Genomic DNA, 18,386 nt, shown 5'->3' on the forward strand with positions numbered 1-18,386 from the left:
GGCAATCGACACAGTCTTCCCCTTCGGGCCGAAATAGACCCAGGTGCCCGTGAGTACCGGGGAATCCTATCCGCCTCGAACACTCAGACCACCGCCGCGTTCTGATTGGGCATCAGCGGAGTCTCGGTCTTCACCACGCGCCGGAAGGCCGCGGTCCCCCGGTTGAGGTCGTGCCCGATGGCCGTCGCCTCGATGTCCGCCGAGAACCACCGGTCGCGCTCCCCGTCGGCGGGGGCGTCCCGCACCCGCAGCCGCCCGTGCACCACCAGTGGTTCGCCGACCGATACGGAACCGGCCAGGTTCACCGCGAGCGAGCGCCGAGCCCACACCGTGTAGAAGCTGGTCGCCCCATCGGTCCAGGCGTCCGTGCGGCGGTCGAAGTACCTCGGCGTCACCGCGAACCGGAACCTGGCCGACGGGCCGCCCGGCGTCTCCCTGAAGTCGATGCGCGTCGCCACGCAGCCCACCAGCGTCACCTGGGTGTCGTTCATCCCGGCCGCCCTCCCCCTCGTACGGTGCCCGCGCGGACCATCCGTACGGGCTACGCACCATGCTGGGGCGGAGCGCCGACACCCGCCGGGGCCTGTGGACTACTGACGGGTTGTGGACAACTTCGTCCCCCCTGCGGCGACCGTGGCGTACTGCTCGCGCACCTCGCGGTAGCGCAGCAGTTCCGCCGCCACCGGTTCCAGCACCCGGGCCCTCCCGCATCCGGCGGCGGCCTGGCGCAGCTTGCGTTCCGCGTCCTGCCCGTAGCGTCGCGCCGGGCCCCTGGCCGCGATCGAGCAGGCCCACTCCACCAGCGGCCCGCCGATGATGCCCGCCACCATCAGCAGCACGGGCGGCATCAGCTTCGGCTCCAGGACCCCGACGATCTGTCCGACCAGCCACAGCCCGCCGAAGATCTGGAGCAGCGTCATGGCCGCCTGGCCCAGTACGGCCGCCGGCCACCACGCGGGCCGCGGGGGCTTGGCGTTCGGCACCGCGACCGCCGCGCCCAGGGTCACCGCGATCTCGTCGAGGGCCTCCGGGAGCAGGTCGCCGCCGCGCACCGCCGTCTCCCGCACCGCCTGCGCCCACGGCTCGGGCAGGCCGGTGACCGCCTCGTCCGCGACGGCCCGCACGGCCTGCTCCACGCGCTGGCGCGCGGTCACCTCCTCCTCGACGGGGGCCTGCACCGCACTGGCGCCCCTGCCGCCGATCACGGCCAGCGCGGCCAGGCCCGCCAGGGTGCGGGGCGCGCGGCGGCTCTCGTACCACCGCCACAGCCGCAGCCACGGCGTCCCGCACGCCCGCCCGGCGTTGCGCCGCCAGGCCCGCTCGGCGGCCAGGCCGGCCGCGTACGCCCCGACGGCCTCGGCGAGCCGGTCCTCGAACTCGGTGCGCGCGGCCTCCCCGATCTCCGGCCCCGGGTGCCCGTCGGCCACGTACAGCGGCCTCAGGCGCGCGGCGGCGCGGTCCACATCGGCGGAGATCCGTCTGGTCGCGGCGCCCTTCTCCTGGGTGAACTGCGCCAGGAGCTCTCGCAGTTCCCCGACGCCTTCACCCGTCAGGGCGGAAAGTCCGAGGACCGTGGCCCCCGGCTCCCCGTGCTCGCCGAGGGCGATCCCGTCCTCGTCGAGCAGCCGCCGCAGATCGTCCAGTACGAGGTCCGCGGACTCGCCGGCCAGTCTGTCGACCTGGTTCAGCACGACGAAGGTCACCTCCGCGTGCCCGGCGAGCGGCCGCAGGTAGCGCTCGTGCAGGACGGCGTCCGCGTACTTCTCCGGGTCGACCACCCACACCACGGCGTCGACGAGGGCCAGCACGCGGTCCACGTGGTCGCGGTGCGCGCCGACCGCGGAGTCCAGGTCGGGCAGGTCCACGAGGACCATGCCGCGCAGGGCCTCCGCCTCGGAGGTCTCGCGGGGCCTGCGGCGCAGACGGCCCGGGATCTCCAGCCGGTCCAGGAGGCCGGCGGCTCCGTCCGACCAACTGCACGCGATGGGTGCGGCGGTGGTCGGCCTGCGCAGCCCGGTTTCGGAGATCTGCACTCCGGCGAGTGAATTGAACAGCGTGGACTTGCCGCTTCCGGTGGCTCCGGCGATCGCGACGACCGTGTGCTGCGGTGACAGGCCGCGGCGTGCGGCCGCTTCGTCCAGGACCCGGCCGGCCTCGGCGAGGGTCTTGCCGTCGAGGATGCGGGTCCGGGACAGGCCGACGAGCTGGCGCAGTGCGTCGAGGCGCGCCCTCAGGGCCCGGGCCTCGGGGCTGAGCGGCGGCGCGGCCGATTTGCCGCCGTCGCTGCCGGCGCCGGAGACGGCCCGTACGAGTGCGTCGTCGCCTTCCTCGCCGGTGTCCTCTTCGCCCTCGTCCGCCTCCGCCCGGCGCGAGCGCGCGATCAGTCCGTCGTCCCAGCGGTCGTCGGTGCGGTCGCGGTCCGGGTCGGTCAGGGCGTTCACCGCGTCACCTCTCCTTCTGCAGTACGGACAGTGCGGCGATGAGCTCGGCCTGTGGTTCGGGGGTCACTTCGAGTGCTTCCAGGGGGGCGAGCCGGCGGTCGCGTTCGGCGCGCAGCACCTGGTCGAGGTGGTCGCCGACCAGTTCCGTGCCCCGGTCGCGCAGCCGCAGGGCGGCCTGGGCTCCGATCCGTTCGGCGAGCCGCTCCCCCGCGGGGCGGGCCCGCTTGCCACCGAGGAGCGCGGCGGCAAGCAGGGCCGCGACGCCCTCGGGCTCGGGGGCGGGCTGCCGGTCGAGGGCGGAGACCTCTTCCTCGACGAGCTCCTCCAGTACGCGCCGCCAGCGCCGGACGGCCATGCCGATGCGTTCGCCCGCTTCCCTGTCGGGGGCGGACAGGGGCACGGCCCCGGAGGCGGGTTCGCGCTTCCAGGCCTCGGCGATGCGCTCGTCGGCGGCGGCGACGGCGCACTGGACGAGCGCGGCGAGGGAGTCGGCGAGGGAGTCGAGCAGTTCGGCGGCGCTGGTGTCGAGGGGGTAGCCGCGCCAGCGGGTGAGTGCGTCACCGGCCAGTACGGCGCCCCGGTCGAGGCGGCCCTGGATCCGCTTCCCCTCTTTCTTGTACGCGTCCTCGACGGCGGCGGTCAGCCGTACGGCGGCTGCGTGCTGGGCGGCGACGGCCGAGGCGAGCTCCGGCATCCGCCGCGCGAGGGAGTCGAGCGCGCCGAGGGCGGTCCGCCCGACGGCGTACTGGCGGGCGGCCGGATCCTGCGCGTGGTGGGCGAGCCAGCCGAAGAGGGGCGCGACGGCGCTGGCGGGGAGCAGCCCGCCGCCGCCCGCCGATTCGGGCAGCTCCGGCACGGTGAAGCGCGGTACGTCTCCCAGCCCGGCCCGGGTGAGGAGCGCGGCGTACTGGCGTGAGACCTCGGCGAGCACCTGGTGCGGGACGCGGTCCAGGACGGTGATGAGCGTGGCCTTGTACTGCTTGGCGGTGCGCAGCAGGTGCCAGGGGACGGCGTCGGCGTACCGCGAGGCGGTGGTGACCATCACCCAGACGTCGGCGGCGCAGATGAGCTGGGCGGCGAGGTTGCGGTTCTCGACGACGAGGGAGTCGATGTCGGGGGCGTCGAGGATGGCGAGGCCCCGGGGCAGGGTGGACACGGTCTCGACGCGCATCTCGCGGACCAGTCGGCCGGCGACGGGGCCGCGTCCCGGGTCGCGGGGGGACTTGCGGGGGACGGGCGGTCCCTCGTCCTCTTCGTGCGGCACCCAGACCCGCATCAGGTCGGGCAGTACGCGCATCCCCGCGAACCAGTGGTGGTCGTCCGGGTGGCAGACGAGCACCGGGATGCGCGTCGTGGGCCGGAGCACCCCGGCTTCACTCACCTGGCGGCCGACCAGGGAGTTGACGAGGGTGGACTTACCGGCTCCGGTGGACCCGCCGACGACGGCGAGCATCGGCGCCTCGGGCGCCTTCAGCCGGGGTACGAGGTAGTCGTCGAGCTGCGCGAGCAGCTCGGCTCTGGTCTGGCGGGCGCGTGGGGCGCCGGGCAGGGGCAGCGGCAGACGCACGGACGCGACCCGGTCGCGCAGGGCGGACAGGGCATCGAGCAGCTGAGGCCGAACATCCAAGGTCACCACATGCGAAGAATGCCCAATTTAGGACCATTTTTGAAGCTTATAAGTCCTCTGCGCGCCGAGCGCCACCTCAGGAGACATCCTGGACACAGTGGACGAGTGGGGCGCAGGCATAACGAGTGCACAACACCCAGGGCGCGGCGGCGCAAAAGCGATGCGGGAATCGCACCTGCCTGCGATTATCGGGACCGCTTCACCGAACCTACACATCGTGGCACGCGGGTGAAGCAACCGGGACAAGGCAGCCGGAGCCCTATCCTTGACCCGGCGCGGCCCACCACGGCCACCTTCCGGCCCCCGTAGCTCAGTGGATAGAGCAGGTGCCTTCTAAGCACTTGGCCGCAGGTTCGAGTCCTGCCGGGGGCACACCTTCTCCACCGAATCAGCCGGCAGTGGCCACCGCCACCGCCTTGGTGACGGAGATCCGCCGGGACACCCCCGACCACCGCGAGCCCGTGTCCCATGGCTTCGTCCGAGACCGTTTTCCACGGTACCCGGCGTCGCTGCCGCACGAGGGCGGGATTCCAGGTGCCGGCAGCGGCCTGGAGGTCATCGCGGCGGCGCGGCCACGCACCTCATGAGGAATCGTTCCGCGCGCGTTCCGGCTCGGCACCGGACCGATGGGTGCCCGGTTCGGAGAACCGCCGAACGTTTGACCGCCTGACGGGCACAATGCCGTTCATGGACGAACTCGATGCGGCGATCATCAGGCATTTGCAGCTGAACGCACGGCAGTCCAACAGGGAGTTGGCCCGCCGCGTCGGGGTGGCGCCTTCCACCTCGCTCGAACGCGTCAGGATCCTGGAGGAGCGGGGCGTCATCACCGGCTATCGGGCCGAAGTCGACCTCGCCGCGCTGAACCGGGACTACCAGGCCTTCGTCGCCGCGCAGGTACGCCCCCTCAACCGGGCGGTGATCAGCGCGTTCGAGGAGTCGGTCGGCAAACTCCCGGAAGTCCTGGGCGTCTTCGTGGTCGCGGGCAGCGACGACTTCCTGATCCACGTCGCGGTCCAGAACAACGAGGCCCTGCACGCCTTTCTGATGGACCGGCTCAGCCAGCGGCGCGAGATCGTCGGATTCAGAACGATCGTGATCTTCCGGCATTCGTCCCCGGTGCCGATCTCCGCCCTGCCCGACACGGAGCCGAAGCGTGCCGGCGAGGACGTGCGCGGCCGCAGGGGGCGTCAGACCCGCGCGATCAAGGAAGCGGGACTGGACGGCTGACACCGGGTCAGTGATCCACCGAGGTGCCTTCTGCGGCGAATTCCCCTTCCCCTGAACGGGTTCCCGCCCCCTCCCCGGTCCCCGACCCCGCGTGGCGCCCGTCCACCGGGCGCGGGCGTCCGCGTCCGCGTCGGCTCCCGGAGCGCATGTACAGCATCGCGCCGCCGGCCACCAGCAGCGGCAGGACCAGCAGCCATCCGCTGAACGCCATGACCACGACGGTGAATACGGTCGCGACGAGCGCGGCCCACCACATCGGCGTGCCGCGGCGCAGCAGCCGCAGCGAGGCGGCCATCCCGGCGGCCGTGACCGCGGCCAGGAACGCGGACGTCACGCGCATCAGCGGATCGATCGCCAGCGGCAGCAGCCACGCGACGAGCGTGCACGCCCCGGTCAGCACGGCCTGCACGGTCAGGCTGCGCCGTGGGACCTGCCCGGCGCCGCCGCCCTTCGCCAGCCGGCCCGGCAGCGCTCCGTCCCGGCCGAGGGCGGCCCCGAGTCGGGCCGCCCCGGCGATGAAGGTGTTCACCGCGCCCAGGCTCAGACACAGCGCGGCCGCGGCGGTCAGCCCGCGGGCGCCGTCCCCGAGCCCCGTCACCAGCAGGTCCATCAGGGGCACCGCGGAGGTGCGGGCGCCGTCGCCGAGCACGCCGATCGTGACGAACGACAGTCCGAGGTAGAGCGCGCCGACGGTCGACAGGGTGATGGCCGTGGCGCGCGGCAGGTGCCTTCGGGGATCGGTGAACTCGGCGGAGAGGTGGCTGGCCGCCTCCCAGCCGCTGAACGCGTAGAAGAGCACCAGGGCGGCGGATCCCACGGAGAGCCACCCGTCCGGCATGAAGGGGGTGAAGCGGTCCGCGGAGACGTGCGGAAGCGCGAACACGGTCGCACTCGCGAGCAGCAGCACCAGGAGGCCGGCGAGCACCAGTTGGAGCCGGCCCGACACCTGGAGCCCCGCGTAGTTGGCGGCGACGGCCACGGCCAGGATGAGCGCGGCCGCCCCGTACTCGGCGCCCTGCGGCAGACCGAGGACCACGGCCAGGTAGTTGCCCCCGGCCAGCGCGCCGGCCAGGACCCCCACCGGGACCGCGGCGTAGAACAGCCAGCCGACGCAGGCCGAGGCCCGGGGGCCGTACGCCCGGGCGACGAAGGACGACACTCCGCCGCCGTCGGGGTACCGGGCGCCCAGGGCGGCGAACGTGAGGGCGACGGGAACGCTGAGCAGCAGCAGGATCGCCCACGAGATCATCGAAGCGGGGCCCGCGGCGGCCGCCGCCAGCGCGGGCAGGGCCAGCACCCCCGGCCCCAGCACGGCCCCCATGTACAGGGCGGTGCCCTGCCCCAGCCCCAGACGTCCCCCGTGCACGGGCGTTCCCCTTCCCCTAGGGCGCGGCTCCCTGCCGAGGCCGGGAGCCGCGCCTGTCCAGACCACGCGGGGTGAGCCTAGGGAGCGATCCGGGGATCGAGAACGGGCACCGTTCGAACGTTCGGAGGGAAGCCGGGACCGGTGTCATCGGCGACCGTGCGGCGGGTCCGGGTGCGTATCGCCGGTCATTTGATCGCCCCGTCGCGGCGCGTCGGCGGGTGGGAGCACCTGGCGTGCACCCACCCGCCGGGACCGTCCGGCCAACGGGTGGGGCCGGTCCGGCTTCACTCCGCCCGGACGAGCCGTCCGTACGCCTCCGCCAGTGCCGAGGTCACCTTGCCCACCGGGTACGTGCGGTCGTCGACGGCCCTGACCGGCTGCACCTCGTACGCCGTCCCCGTGAGGAAGACCTCCTCGGCGCGGTCGAGTTCGGCCGGGTCGATCCCGCGCACGACCACCTCGATGCCGAGGCCGGCGGCGAGCGCGATGACCGTCTGCCGGGTGATGCCGTCGAGGAAGCAGTCCGGTGTGGGGGTGTGCAGGGCGCCGTCGATCACCAGGAAGAGGTTGGCGCCGGTGGCCTCGGCGAGGCGGCCCCGGAGGTCGAGGAGCAGGGCGTCGTCGTAGCCCGCCGCCTCCGCCTCGTCGCGGGCCAGGGTGCAGATGTTGTACAAGGACGCGGCCTTGGCCCGGACGGGCGCCGTCGCCGGGTCGGGGCGCCGCCACTTCGAGGTCCGCAGCCGTATCCCCCGGCTCGCCGCTTCGGCGGAGAACACGTGCGGCCATTCCCACGCCGCCACGGCGACGTGCGCGCTGGTGCCGGCCCCGGACACGCTGATCTGCTCGCTGCCCCGCCAGGCCACCGGCCGGACGTAGCCGTCCACGATGCCCTCGCGCCGTACGAGTTCCCGCGCGGCGGCGTCGAGGGCGTCCGCCGTGAACGGGAGCGAGTAGTTCAGCTCCCGGGCCGAGGCGCACAGTCGCTCGGCGTGCTCCGCGGACTTGAACATGCGGCCGCCGTAGACGCGGATGCCCTCGAAGACGGCGCCGCCGTAGTGCAGTCCGTGGGAGAGCACGTGCAGCCGGCCCTCGCGCCAGGGCACGAACCGCCCGTCCAGCCAGATGGTGCCGTCGCGGTCGTCGAAGGGGGCCACGGGACCGGTCACGAGGCGGCTCCTTCGGTGGTCGCGGGGGCGTAGTCGATGCGGACGGCCCGCTCCAGGTGCGCGTGGAACTCCTCCGCCTCGGCGGTGTCCTCGTGCCGGGACAGCACGAAGGCCGGGTAGCCGGTGAAGTCCGGGTAGGGGCGCACCACATCGCCCGGGGCGAGCATCTGCACGACGTGGTCGACCCGCCGATCGGCCCGTACCCCGTCGAGCCCGTGGACGGCCGTGATCGTGCCGTGGCCGCCGCACGGCACGATGTAGTTGGCCGCCGCCGCGACGGCCTCGGCGAGGCCCTCCCGGAGCGTGACGGTGGGCGGCAGGCCCGCCGCGAGGCGCAGCGCCTGAGCGGCGAAGTCGATGCCGGTGACGTGTCCGGCGATGTAGTGGGAGACTCCGGAGCCGCCGATCCGCGCCCCCATCTCCAGCAGGTACGGGGTGGAACCGCCGCGCAGGCGCAGCTCGGTGTGGGTGGGGCCGTACGAGACGCCGAGCGCGGCGTGCGCGGCGATGACCTCGCGCACGACGTCGGCCCGGACGGCTTCGGGCAGCGGGGCGGGCGCCCGGTAGACGCTCTCCTCGAAGTACGGGCCCTTCGGGTCGCCCTTGTAGCCGATGGAGAGGACCTGCACCCGGCCCTCGTGCACCAGGGACTCGACGGCGTACTCGGGCCCGTCCAGGTACTCCTCGACGATGAGGCCCGCGCCCCCGTCGGCGGTGCCGGCGGAGACCCGGCGGACCTCCGCCACCACCGCGCCGAGCGCGGCGGAGGAGTCGGCGCGGGTCACACCGAGGCTGGACATGCCGAGCGCGGGCTTGACCACGACCGGGAAGGTCAGGCCGGCCGACTCCACGGTCGCGGCGGGATCGTCGGCCGGGTCGAGGCGGACGAAGCGGGGCACGTTCAGCCCCGCCGCCGCGAGGCGCTCGCGCATGACCCTCTTGTCCTGGGCGCTGCGCGCGACCTCCACGCCGATGCCGGGCAGCCCGAGGAGCTCGGCTGCCTCCGCGGCGAAGGGCACGAGGGGGTCGTAGAGGGTGACGACGCCGTCGAAGGGGGCGTCGGCGTGCCGCTTGCGCAGGACCTCCAGGGCTCCGGCGGGGTCCGCGGGCAGGTCCAGGGGCAGCAGCTCGACCACGGCCGGGGGCAGTCGATCCGGGTCCACCCGCTCGTCCGGGCGCGGGACGAGGACCAGGTCGATGCCGGCGCGCTCGGCGGCTTCGAAGACCCAGGGCAGGCCGGCGCGCTGGTGGAGCAGGACGAGGGTGGGGCGGGAGTCGGTCACGACGGGTTCCTTGGCGCGGTGTTCTCCGCCGCGACGGCGGAGGGGGTGGAGGGATCGGAACAGCTGGAGGGGTCGGAGGCCGGGGTGGGCGGCTGCGGGGTCGGGGGGTGTGGCCGGGGACCTCCCACCGTGAGCCACACCCCGGCGGCCGACGCGGCGATCAGCAGCACGGACGGCGCTCCCGGCGCGGCGGCCGAGCCCAGGGCCCATTCGCCGAGCCGCACCAGGAAGGGAACGGCGAGCCCCAGGGCCGAGGTGAACAGCGGCCCCTTGCGCAGGATCAGCTCGTGGGAGATGAGGAACACGGGGGCGGTGAGGACCCCGCCGAGTACGGCCACGCCTCCCCAGTCCGCGGCGGACACCCCGCCGAGCGGCACGAACAGCAGCGCCGTGAGGCCGAGCATGAGCGTGCCCGCCCCGGTGACCGCGGGCAGGGCCGCGAGCGCCGGTACGTCCGACATGCGCTGCCGGTAGACGTAGCCGTAGAACGCGTACGTGAAGGTCCCGCCGAAGGCGAGCATCCCCCCGGAGAGGAGGGCTCCGGCCCCGGGGCCTCCCCCGGCGGCCGCGGCGCCGTCGGCCAGCAGGAAGCCGACCGCGCCGCAGCCGGCGAGTACCGTACCCAGCACCTTGCGGCGGGAGTTCGACTCGCGGAAGGCGAGGACGCCGACGACGAAGGTGATGCAGGGCAGCAACGAGACGATCAGCCCGACCCGCGAGGCGCCGACGTACCGGGTCCCGAGCAGGGTCCCCGTGTAGTACGCGAAGAACCCGAGGAACGCCAGGACCAGTACGGTCCGGGGCCGGGCGGCGGCGGTACGGACGCCGCTACGGCCGCGCGGGGTCAGCACGGCGAACAGGGTGATGGCCACGAAGGCCGTGGCGGTGCGCCCGGCGGCCACCGCGAGCGGCGGCACCCCGGCCACCAGGTGCCCGGAGAGCAGCCAGCCCGCGGAGAGCAGTACGACCATGCCGACGGCGAGGGCGGGTACGACCGCGCGGCCGCCCCCGCCGCCGGGTGCGTGGCCGGAGGCGTCCGGGGTCACCATTCCGCCCGAGCGAACTCCAGCGGCGGCAGCCGGTCCAGGTCGGCCTTGGCCCGGAGCAGTACGCGCTGGTCCTCGGTGAAGGAGTACCGCTGCCCGGGCTCGCCCTCGGGGAGGTACCGGCGGACCATTTCCTTGGCCCTGGCGCGGTATTCGTCGTCGGTGGTGACCTCGGCCTCCAGCTTCTCCATGGTGGTCACGTACGTGCGCAGCGCCTCCAGGGCCCGGGCCCGGTCGAGCCGCAGGAGCCCGCCGTCCTCGGGGGAGCCGAGGAGGGCTCCGTGCTCTCGGAACCAGGAGTAGAGGAAGACACCGGTGCCGGAGTCGAAGTTGCGGGTGGCGTCGTCGGCCTGCGGGTAGCGGAAGACCCGTTCCAGCAGGACCATGTCGATCTGCTCGTCGGCGAAGGGCACGAGGCCGCTGTCGGCGCAGGCGAGCACGGTCTTGGCGTCGACCTTGATCTCCTCCAGGAGTCCGACGAACCAGTTCATCTTCAGGGAGATGTTCTCGTCGAACGGCCACAGACCCTGGTAGTGCATCGAGTCGTGGAGGTAGCCCCAGATGGCGCGGGCCTCGTAACAGACGTCGGCGGCCAGGCCCGTGGAGGCGCGCGGCAGCGAGTCCGGGGTCAGGACGGCCGCGGCGGCGGGCAGCGCGTACGTCTCGTGGATCTTCCGCATCTTGCCGAAGAAGAACATGGCGTACGGCTGCTCGGTCACCTTGTCGTGCGCCGCCACGTTCTCGGGGAAGAAGACGAGGCAGGCGCCGCGGGCGAAGCCCTCGCTGCCCGTGATGAGGACGAGGGCCTGGCAGTTGTTCTTCGGGTGCGGGAAGTCGCCCGCCATCTGGGCCAGGGCTTCGGGCTCCTTGCGCAGGGCGAGGAAGCATTCGAGGCGCTTGCCCACGGGCGGGGCGCTGTTGGTGGTCTGGACGGGGGCGAGGAAGAAGACCGTTTCGCCGTCGGCCGGGGCCCGCAGGGCGTCGCGGGAGCGGGCGAAGTGGGGGCGGGAGCCGAGTCCGGCCTCCAGCCAGGCGTCGACGTCCCGGGCGAGCGCGTCGGCCTGGCCGTCGCGTCCGCTGCGCCGGTACCAGGCGGCCGCCAGGTCGCGTATCCGGCCCAGCAGGGCGGCGTCGTCGGCGGTCGGGTCGGTGACGGTGCCGTCGTCCTGCTGGCGGGTGCGGAAGCGGTTCACCAGGGGGACGAGTGACCGCGTCAACAGGTCGGCTTCGGCGAGGAGTCCGGCCGGGACGGGGGCGGCAGCGGGTACGAAGGCGGCAGCGGCGGTCATCGGGCGGCCCCCGCGGAGAGCTGCAGGGCGGAGTCGGTCTCGACGGCCAGCACCTGGTGGACGGTGAAGACCATCGGGACGGCGCCGAAGTCCCGCAGGACCCGCAGACCGCGCTTCTCGGCCGCGACGATGGTGGTGATGCAGCCCTCGACGCGGCCCTCGGCGCAGTCGATGGCGGCCTGCGAGTTGCTCAGCACCTCGTGGATCTCGGCGGTGGCGGGCACGAGGCCCTTGGGTGCCGGGTGGGAGGCGACGGTGGCGGGGACCCGCGTACCGCTGCTGGCGAACACCATGTTGTGGGTCGGCATGACGAAGCTGTCGATCATGTGCAGCCGGTGCAGGTTGGAGAAGACCAGGGTGTGCAGGGCCGGGTAGACGGCGCAGGCGGTCAGCGCGTGCCGCCCGTCGTCGGGTACGGCCTCCAGCGCGGCCTCTATCGACGAGTGCAGTTCGACGGTCCCCTCGACACCGCGCCGCCTTAACCATTCGTGCGACGCGGCTTCCAGATTGGTGCCGTGCGGACCGAGCGTGTGCAGATGACGGACCTCGTCGGGACGTGCGTACATCGTTTTCGATTTGCCCTTCCAGCGGGAACGGGAAACGCCGCCACCAGCGCAAAAGCGAGTGGCGCGTTGTTTATCCTCCCATCCTGGATTTCCGCCAGGGCAACAGGGGTTGGAGCGTGACTTGCCGTGCCGGAAACCTCCGACATGACATGTAATTCACAGAACAGAACCGGCCGGCGTTGCTCGAATTCGCCTCTCTTTGCGCGGAATCTGGAAGTCCGATTCCATTTCGGTGAATTCCGTTGAATTTTGGAGGTGTATTCAGGAGCCGGCGACCGCGCCGGAGAGGTCGCCGATGACGCCTCCGGTACCGCCGAAGCCCTTGACCGCCTGGTAGTAGAGCCACGCGGTGCTGTCGCAGGAGACCTTGCGGGCGCCCGCGTACTGGGCGCAGACCCTGCCGAGGTCGGCGTGGAAGGCCTCGTCCAGACGGTCCTTGGCGGCCGGGAACAGGCCCGCCGCACGGTGGTTGCGGTAGCCGAAGTCGTGGCGGGCGCAGGCCGTCGCGAAGGGGAAGCCGAAGGGGCTCTCCGGAGCGCCCGTGCAGTAGTCCGTCGACCAGTCGAAGCCGTACGGCTCCCACGCGCTCCGGTGTTCGCGCGCGTCGACCCACTCCTGGTGGCTGGCGGCGCTCGTCTGCGTCCAGCGGCTCAGCACCTGCGGCTTGTCGGCCGGCGCCGCGGGGGCCGCGACGGCGGAGGGGGCGAGGGCGAGCAACGCGGCCGCGGCGGCGGCGAGCACGGGGGCGAGACGGCGGTGCATGGCATTCCTCGCAGGTGGGGGAAGGGGACCACGGGTCATCCCGGCCAACTGCTCGGAGCGGGATCCGGTTACTTCTGATCCGGATCCCTCTCAGGTATGACGCCCTGTGGGACCTGCGGCAGCGATCCGGTTCGTCCTGGGGAGGGACGCGCGGGAGGGGTCCCGCCACCGAGACTGAACGGCATGAACCGACGCCCGCTCGTCATCGCCGCCGCCACCGTGGGAGTCCTCGCCACCGCAGCCTTCGCGCTGCCCAACCTCCCGCCCAACCCGCTGTCCGAAACGATCGACGACCACCTGTACAAGGAGAAGGGCAAGCGGTTCGCCACCGCGGCCGACGCCCCGACCCGTGGTGACGCGGCCTTCGCCCTGCCCTCGTGGATACCGAAGGACGCCAAGGACGTCCGCATACGGGTGCGCACCACCGGGGACGCCCGCCTGATCCGCTTCGACCTCGGGGCGACCCCGCTCGACGGCCCGCAGTGCACGGCGGGCACGCCGAACCGGGTGCGGGATCCGGATCTGGGCGCCAAGTGGTGGCCGCAGCACCTCCGGGCCGAGGTCCGGTCGGAGTGCCGGGACCACCACCAGTACCAGGTCGCCGTGCGCGGCAAGCGCGTCTACGCCTGGACCGACGGCACCCCCTCCCCGGTCGCGAACCCCCAGGCCGGCACCCCGGTGAGCGCACGCTAGAGGGAGTGGTCCCGAGTCAGTGCACGTACACGCGCGCCGGTTCCTCCCCCCGGCAGTTCGACCCACCGGATCCGCTCATCTCGCCCCGCCACGGACGCACTTCGCATCTCGCTCCCCCTCTGAACGTTCGGTCGGGCCAAGACCAGGCGGCCGCTCGACCCCGTCCTCTACTCTCGGGCGGGTGATCGATTACATGAGGCAGCTCGGCGGCGACACACCCGCGCCCGGGGGCCCGGCGGTGGCGGTGTGGTCCCTGGACACCCGGCTGGACGTGGTCGGCGGGCTCCCCGTCGCCGAGGCGGCGCAGGTGCTCGACGCGGCCGAACGGGAGCAGGCCGGCCGCAAGTTGCGGCCCGCCGACCGGCAGCAGTACATCGCCTCGCACCTCGGGCTGCGGCTGCTGCTCGGCGGCCGGCTGGGGCTGGCTCCGGGCGAGGTCGTCCTGGTCCGGGAGGACTGCCCGGGCTGCGGCGGCCCGCACGGCCGGCCCGCGGTGGCCGGGGGCGGGGTGCACTTCTCCCTCTCGCACAGCGGCGACGTGGCGTACGTCGCCCTCGCACCGGTGCCGGTGGGCGTCGACGTCGAGGAGGTACCGGCCGCGCAGGCCGTGGCCGACGTACTGGACACCCTGCACCCGGCGGAGACCGCCGAGCTGACCGCCCTGCCGGAGGCGGACCGACGGGCCGCGCTGGCCCGCGTGTGGTCCCGCAAGGAGGCCTGCCTGAAGGGGATCGGCACCGGGATCGGCCTCGGCCTCGTCGAGCCGTACGTGGGCACCGGCCCCTCCCCCGCCCCGGTCCCGAACTGGCACCTGACGGACCTCCCGTCCCCACCCGGCTACGCCGCCGCCCTCGCCGTGCGCACGTAGCGGGCCCGGACCGAAATCCGGCCGACCGGCCGCCGGGGTGTGGTCCGCCGCGCCGGGCCGTAATCCCCCTCACCATCCGTCACACCGCCGTTATCGTGGCCGCCATGGACATCCGCCGGGCCACGAGCCCCGCCGAGCTCACCGCCGCCGAGTCCCTCTTCGACGCGCCGGCCCGCCCCGAGTGGTCGGAGCGGTTCCTCGCCGCCCCGGGCCACCTGATGCTCATCGCCTACGTGGACGGCGTGCCCGCCGGAATGGTCTCGGGCATGGAGATGACCCACCCCGACAAGGGCACCGAGATGTGCCTGTACGAGCTCTCCGTGGACGAGGGCTACCGCCGCCGCGGGATCGGCCGCGCGCTGACGCTCGCCCTGGCCGACGAGGCGAAGGCGCGCGGCTGTTACGGCATGTGGGTGGGCGTGGACACCGACAACGACGCCGCCCTGGCCACCTACGACGCCGCCGGCGCGGTGGACGAGGGCACCTTCTCGATGCGCGGCTGGCCCCTGGCACGCTGACGGGCAGACCCGGGCGCCGAACGCGCGTGCCCGGCGCGGAGTCCCCGCACTCCCGCGCCGCCGGGGTCGGGCGTGCGGTGGGGCCCCGCAGGGCGTCGAACGCGGTGCGCTGCGGGTCCGCCGAGTGACACCCCCGCACCGCCGGGGTCGGGCGTGCGGTGGGGCGCCCCCGCAGGGCGTCGAACGCGCGTGCCCGGCGCGGAGTCCCCGCACTCCCGCGCTGCCGGGGTCGGGCGTGCGGTGGGGCGCCCCCGCGCCGTCGGGGTCGGGCGTGCGGTGGGGCGCGCCCCCGCAGGGCGTCGAACACAACCACGCCGCGCATGTCCGCTGCCTCCGCACGTTCGACGCCCGAGGAGGTGCCCCGGCGCACGCCCGACCCCGCCGGCCCCTCGCGCGCGGGCCGCCCCGGGGTACCGCTGCGCGGAGCAGTCCCCTACCCGCCCTTCCACCGTTCCCCGGGGCTCCGCCCGGACCCGCCCTGGGGCTCCGCCCCAGACCCCGCGCCTCAAACGCCGGCGAGGCTGGATGGGGGGCCCGGTACCCAAACGCCGGCGAGGCTGGAGGGGGGCCCGGGTCTCGGACGCCGGCGAGGGTGAGACTGCCGGTGGCGGAACGGCCGGGGCTCCGCCATAGACCCCTCGCGGCGGCGTGTCGTGCCGCCAGTCGGCGCACCCTCCGCGCGCCCCTGCCACGGCTCGCCGAGCATCGGCGGCATGACCCCATTCGCCGCCCTCCTGCCCGCCGCCGCACTCCTCGCGGGGACCGCCACGGCCCCCGCCCAGACACTGCGCTCCGACGCCACCGCCACCGCCACCTACGTCGTCGTCCTGAAGGACGCCACCCCGCGCACCCCCGCCCGTGCCGGCGCCCTGGCCGCCGAGGCGGCGGAGGCGGGTGACGAGGTCGACGCCGTATACGACGCGGCCCTGAGCGGCTTCGCCCTCCGCACCACCCCCGCCCGCGCCGCCGCCCTGGCCGCCGACCCCCGGGTGGCTTCGGTGGAGCCGGATGCGGAGTTCCGCGTCTCCGACACCCAGCAGCGGCCGCCCTGGGCACTGGACCGGATCGACCAGCGCGAGCTGCCGCTCGACGGCTCGTACACGTACGCGACGGACGGGCGGGGCGTCACCGTCTACGTCCTGGACACCGGGATCAACCTGGGCCACCAGGAGTTCGACGGCCGCGCCCGCCACGGCTACAACGCGGTGTTCCTGGAGCGCTCCGGCGACTGCAACGGCCACGGCACGCACGTCGCGGGGACGGTGGGCGGCAAGACCTTCGGGGTCGCGAAGGGCGTTTCGCTGGTCTCGGTGAAGATCGCCGACTGCCGTGGCTCCGGGCGGCTTTCCGAGATGCTCAAGGGCGTGGAGTGGATGGTGAAGGACGCCGCCCGGCACCCGGGGACCCCGGCGGTGGCCAACATGAGCATGGGCGGCTCCCGCAGCCGCGCCCTCGACAAGGCGGCGGCCCGCGCCGTGGCCTCCGGTATCACCTTCACCGCGGCCGCCGGCAACGACGCCGAGGACGCGTGCACCAGCTCGCCCGGCGCCGTGCCCGAGGTCATCACGGTCGGCGCGAGCGACGACGGCGACCGGTGGGCCCCGTTCTCCAGCCACGGCTCCTGCGTGGACCTCGCCGCTCCGGGCGTGGCCGTCGTCTCGGCGTGGAAGGGCTCCCCCACCGCCACGGCCCGGGCCTCGGGCACTTCGATGGCGGCTCCGCACGCGGCGGGGGTGGCCGCCCTGATCCTGGCGGAGGGCGTGGCGAGGACCCCGGCCCAGGTCTCCGCGGCCCTGCTCCACTCGGCCGTCCCGGACCGCCTGGCCGGCCTCCCGGCGAGCACCCCCAACCTGCTGCTGCACACCCCCACCGACCGCTAGCCGACTCCGCACCCCGACCGGTCGGTATCCGACGGGCCATCAGACTCTCCCTGATGGCCCATCAATTTCTGTGTGCTTCGCACGAAAACAATCCATTGACTTCTCATCACGACGACGCGTCAATATCGGCCACCGCACCGGCTCGACCTCCCCCACACAGCGGGTGGGGGGAGGGTTCGTCTGACGAAGGAGTCGCGACCCAGTGAGTACAACGTTCCGACGAAGAGTCCTGGCCGGGGCGGGCGCATTGTCCCTGGCCCTCACCGGTGGCGTCGTGGGCCTGGCGGGGACGGCTCAGGCCGCGACCAAGACCACAGCCGTTTTCGTGGAGTGCGACGCCCCCGCGCCGCAGGCCGACGGATCCGGCAACCAGAACTTCACTGTCACCCTCCCCGACGGCGCCAAGGCCGGGGACGTCGTCCCGATCAAGATCGACCCGGGCGCCAGCCCGCTCATCCCCGCCTTCGCGGTGACCACGGTGAACACCACCAAGGTCGCCCTGCTGGTCAACGGGGCCCCGCAGACCGTGACCGGCGCACCCGAGACGGTCACCGTCCAGCCGGGCGTGCCGCTCGACCCGGGTCCGGTCGACGGAACCATCAAGATCCCCGACGGCACCGAGGGCACGACGGTCGACGTCAAGATCGACCAGATGGTCACGGACGCCAACCTCGGCGGCTCGATCTTCACCACCGTCTGCACCCCGAAGCCGCGCCCGAGCGCCACGGTCGGCTCGGTGGCGGTCGAGGCCCTGCCCAAGGACCCGGTCACCACGAAGCTGACGCCCAACAGCGGTGAGGCGGGCACCGCCGTCGTCGCCACCGGCGCCAACTTCCCGGCCGGCGCCGTCACCTGCTCCGCCCTGCTCGCGGGCGCGGCGACCGGTGACACCGGATCGGGCACGGCGGACGCCGCCGGTGTCGCCACCTGCAACATCACGGTCACCAAGAAGGCCGACGCGATCAAGATCGACGGTGCGACGACCTCCAAGTCGTTCGTCTTCGTCGAGAAGGCGACCGGGGTGAAGAACCCGGTCGACGTGGAGGTCCTGCCCGGACCGCTGGCGCTCGGCCCGAAGGACGGCCAGCCGGCCGTCAGCTTCGGCGCGGTCACCATCAACGGCAAGTCCCAGTCGGTGGTCGGCATGTTCAACGCCGCGACCGTCCAGGACTTCCGCGGCGGCTCGCTCGGCTGGGACGTGACGGCGACCCGTACCCCGTTCCTGAACGCGACCACCGGCCACTCGATGGCGAAGGCGCAGATCGGCATCCAGCCGTCCTGCACCGTCACCAACCCGGACAGCCCGAGCACCTGCACCGCGGGCGCTCCGGGAGCCATCACCGACGTCCCGATGAAGGTCGCCTCGCAGAGCGCCGGCGGGGACGAGCTGACCGGCGGTGAGTTCGCCGTCGGCGGCGCGGGCATGATCCAGCTCCCGCCGTTCATGTTCGCCGACACCTACCAGTCGGTGGTCACCTTCTCCATCGCGTAACCCGTACCCGTACACCCGCGACACGTACGCGTACGGCCCGCTCGGCCCAGGGTGGTGGGGGGGGGGGGGGGGGCCCCCCCCCCCCCCCCCCGGACCCCCCCCCCCCCCCCCCCCCCCCCCCCCCCCCCCCCCCCCCCCCCCCCGGGCCCAACAAACCCC

The 18,386-nt window shown here is 73.6% G+C and carries 16 protein-coding genes and 1 tRNA gene; 7 read left to right on the top strand and 10 right to left on the bottom strand.

Translation table 11 applies throughout. The annotated features are described in order from the left end of the window. Positions 1 to 83: 83 nt before the first annotated feature. From ACIQ5Y_RS36775 to ACIQ5Y_RS36785, 3 genes are all read right to left on the bottom strand, one after another. Positions 84 to 491, bottom strand: a complete 408-nt coding sequence (locus tag ACIQ5Y_RS36775; RefSeq protein WP_403890856.1) for a single-stranded DNA-binding protein — start codon at positions 489 to 491, stop codon at positions 84 to 86. A 99-nt stretch (positions 492 to 590) separates the two neighbouring features. Further along, complete coding sequence (locus tag ACIQ5Y_RS36780; RefSeq protein ID WP_403890859.1) at positions 591 to 2,441, bottom strand: GTPase; 1,851 nt, start codon at positions 2,439 to 2,441, stop codon at positions 591 to 593. Between the two features lie 4 nt (positions 2,442 to 2,445). Then, complete coding sequence (locus ACIQ5Y_RS36785) at positions 2,446 to 4,068, bottom strand: dynamin family protein (protein ID WP_403890863.1); 1,623 nt, start codon at positions 4,066 to 4,068, stop codon at positions 2,446 to 2,448. A 299-nt stretch (positions 4,069 to 4,367) separates the two neighbouring features. Here ACIQ5Y_RS36785 and ACIQ5Y_RS36790 point away from each other — a divergent pair. Together ACIQ5Y_RS36790 and ACIQ5Y_RS36795 are read left to right on the top strand one after the other, a co-directional pair. After that, positions 4,368 to 4,440, top strand: a tRNA-Arg gene (locus ACIQ5Y_RS36790). A 315-nt stretch (positions 4,441 to 4,755) separates the two neighbouring features. After that, on the top strand, positions 4,756 to 5,298 hold the full coding sequence (locus ACIQ5Y_RS36795) for an Lrp/AsnC family transcriptional regulator (protein WP_403890866.1): 543 nt from the start codon (positions 4,756 to 4,758) through the stop codon (positions 5,296 to 5,298). A gap of 7 nt (positions 5,299 to 5,305) precedes the next feature. On the opposite strand, the gene ACIQ5Y_RS36800 is transcribed toward ACIQ5Y_RS36795, so the two are convergent. From ACIQ5Y_RS36800 to ACIQ5Y_RS36830, 7 genes are all read right to left on the bottom strand, one after another. Next, positions 5,306 to 6,664 (bottom strand): APC family permease, encoded by a 1,359-nt coding sequence (locus ACIQ5Y_RS36800; protein ID WP_403890869.1) that lies wholly within the window; start codon positions 6,662 to 6,664, stop codon positions 5,306 to 5,308. A gap of 284 nt (positions 6,665 to 6,948) precedes the next feature. Next, positions 6,949 to 7,830: a branched-chain amino acid aminotransferase gene (locus ACIQ5Y_RS36805; RefSeq protein ID WP_403890872.1), complete on the bottom strand. Its 882-nt coding sequence runs from the start codon at positions 7,828 to 7,830 to the stop codon at positions 6,949 to 6,951. Beyond that, positions 7,827 to 9,113 (bottom strand): ATP-grasp domain-containing protein, encoded by a 1,287-nt coding sequence (locus tag ACIQ5Y_RS36810; protein WP_403890874.1) that lies wholly within the window; start codon positions 9,111 to 9,113, stop codon positions 7,827 to 7,829. The genes ACIQ5Y_RS36805 and ACIQ5Y_RS36810 overlap by 4 nt, the downstream gene beginning before the upstream one ends. Continuing rightward, positions 9,110 to 10,162, bottom strand: coding sequence for a DMT family transporter (locus ACIQ5Y_RS36815; RefSeq protein ID WP_403890876.1), 1,053 nt, complete (start codon positions 10,160 to 10,162; stop codon positions 9,110 to 9,112). Before ACIQ5Y_RS36815 ends, ACIQ5Y_RS36810 begins: the two co-directional genes overlap by 4 nt. Beyond that, a complete protein-coding gene (locus ACIQ5Y_RS36820; protein WP_403890879.1) occupies positions 10,156 to 11,448 on the bottom strand; it encodes a DUF6421 family protein in 1,293 nt (430 codons plus the stop codon). Before ACIQ5Y_RS36820 ends, ACIQ5Y_RS36815 begins: the two co-directional genes overlap by 7 nt. Beyond that, a complete protein-coding gene (locus tag ACIQ5Y_RS36825) occupies positions 11,445 to 12,014 on the bottom strand; it encodes a bacilysin biosynthesis protein BacA (protein ID WP_403890882.1) in 570 nt (189 codons plus the stop codon). Before ACIQ5Y_RS36825 ends, ACIQ5Y_RS36820 begins: the two co-directional genes overlap by 4 nt. 261 nt (positions 12,015 to 12,275) lie before the next feature. Continuing rightward, a complete protein-coding gene (locus tag ACIQ5Y_RS36830; RefSeq protein ID WP_403890885.1) occupies positions 12,276 to 12,776 on the bottom strand; it encodes a phospholipase in 501 nt (166 codons plus the stop codon). 183 nt (positions 12,777 to 12,959) lie between these two features. Here ACIQ5Y_RS36830 and ACIQ5Y_RS36835 point away from each other — a divergent pair, with 183 nt between their 5' ends. The 5 genes from ACIQ5Y_RS36835 (at position 12,960) to ACIQ5Y_RS36855 (ending at position 18,227) form a co-directional block, all read left to right on the top strand. After that, positions 12,960 to 13,469: a hypothetical protein gene (locus ACIQ5Y_RS36835; RefSeq protein WP_403890888.1), complete on the top strand. Its 510-nt coding sequence runs from the start codon at positions 12,960 to 12,962 to the stop codon at positions 13,467 to 13,469. 181 nt (positions 13,470 to 13,650) lie between these two features. Continuing rightward, complete coding sequence (locus tag ACIQ5Y_RS36840; protein ID WP_403890892.1) at positions 13,651 to 14,337, top strand: 4'-phosphopantetheinyl transferase family protein; 687 nt, start codon at positions 13,651 to 13,653, stop codon at positions 14,335 to 14,337. Between the two features lie 104 nt (positions 14,338 to 14,441). Further along, the gene (locus tag ACIQ5Y_RS36845; protein WP_403890895.1) at positions 14,442 to 14,855 is read left to right on the top strand and encodes a GNAT family N-acetyltransferase; all 414 of its coding nucleotides are present in this window, start codon (positions 14,442 to 14,444) and stop codon (positions 14,853 to 14,855) included. A gap of 713 nt (positions 14,856 to 15,568) precedes the next feature. Continuing rightward, positions 15,569 to 16,735 (top strand): S8 family peptidase, encoded by a 1,167-nt coding sequence (locus tag ACIQ5Y_RS36850; protein WP_403890898.1) that lies wholly within the window; start codon positions 15,569 to 15,571, stop codon positions 16,733 to 16,735. Positions 16,736 to 16,937: 202 nt separating this feature from the next. Further along, complete coding sequence (locus tag ACIQ5Y_RS36855) at positions 16,938 to 18,227, top strand: hypothetical protein (protein WP_403890900.1); 1,290 nt, start codon at positions 16,938 to 16,940, stop codon at positions 18,225 to 18,227. The last annotated feature ends 159 nt before the right edge of the window (positions 18,228 to 18,386 follow it).

The organism is Streptomyces sp. NPDC096339 (assembly GCF_044762985.1).
Classification (GTDB): Bacteria; Actinomycetota; Actinomycetes; order Streptomycetales; family Streptomycetaceae; genus Streptomyces.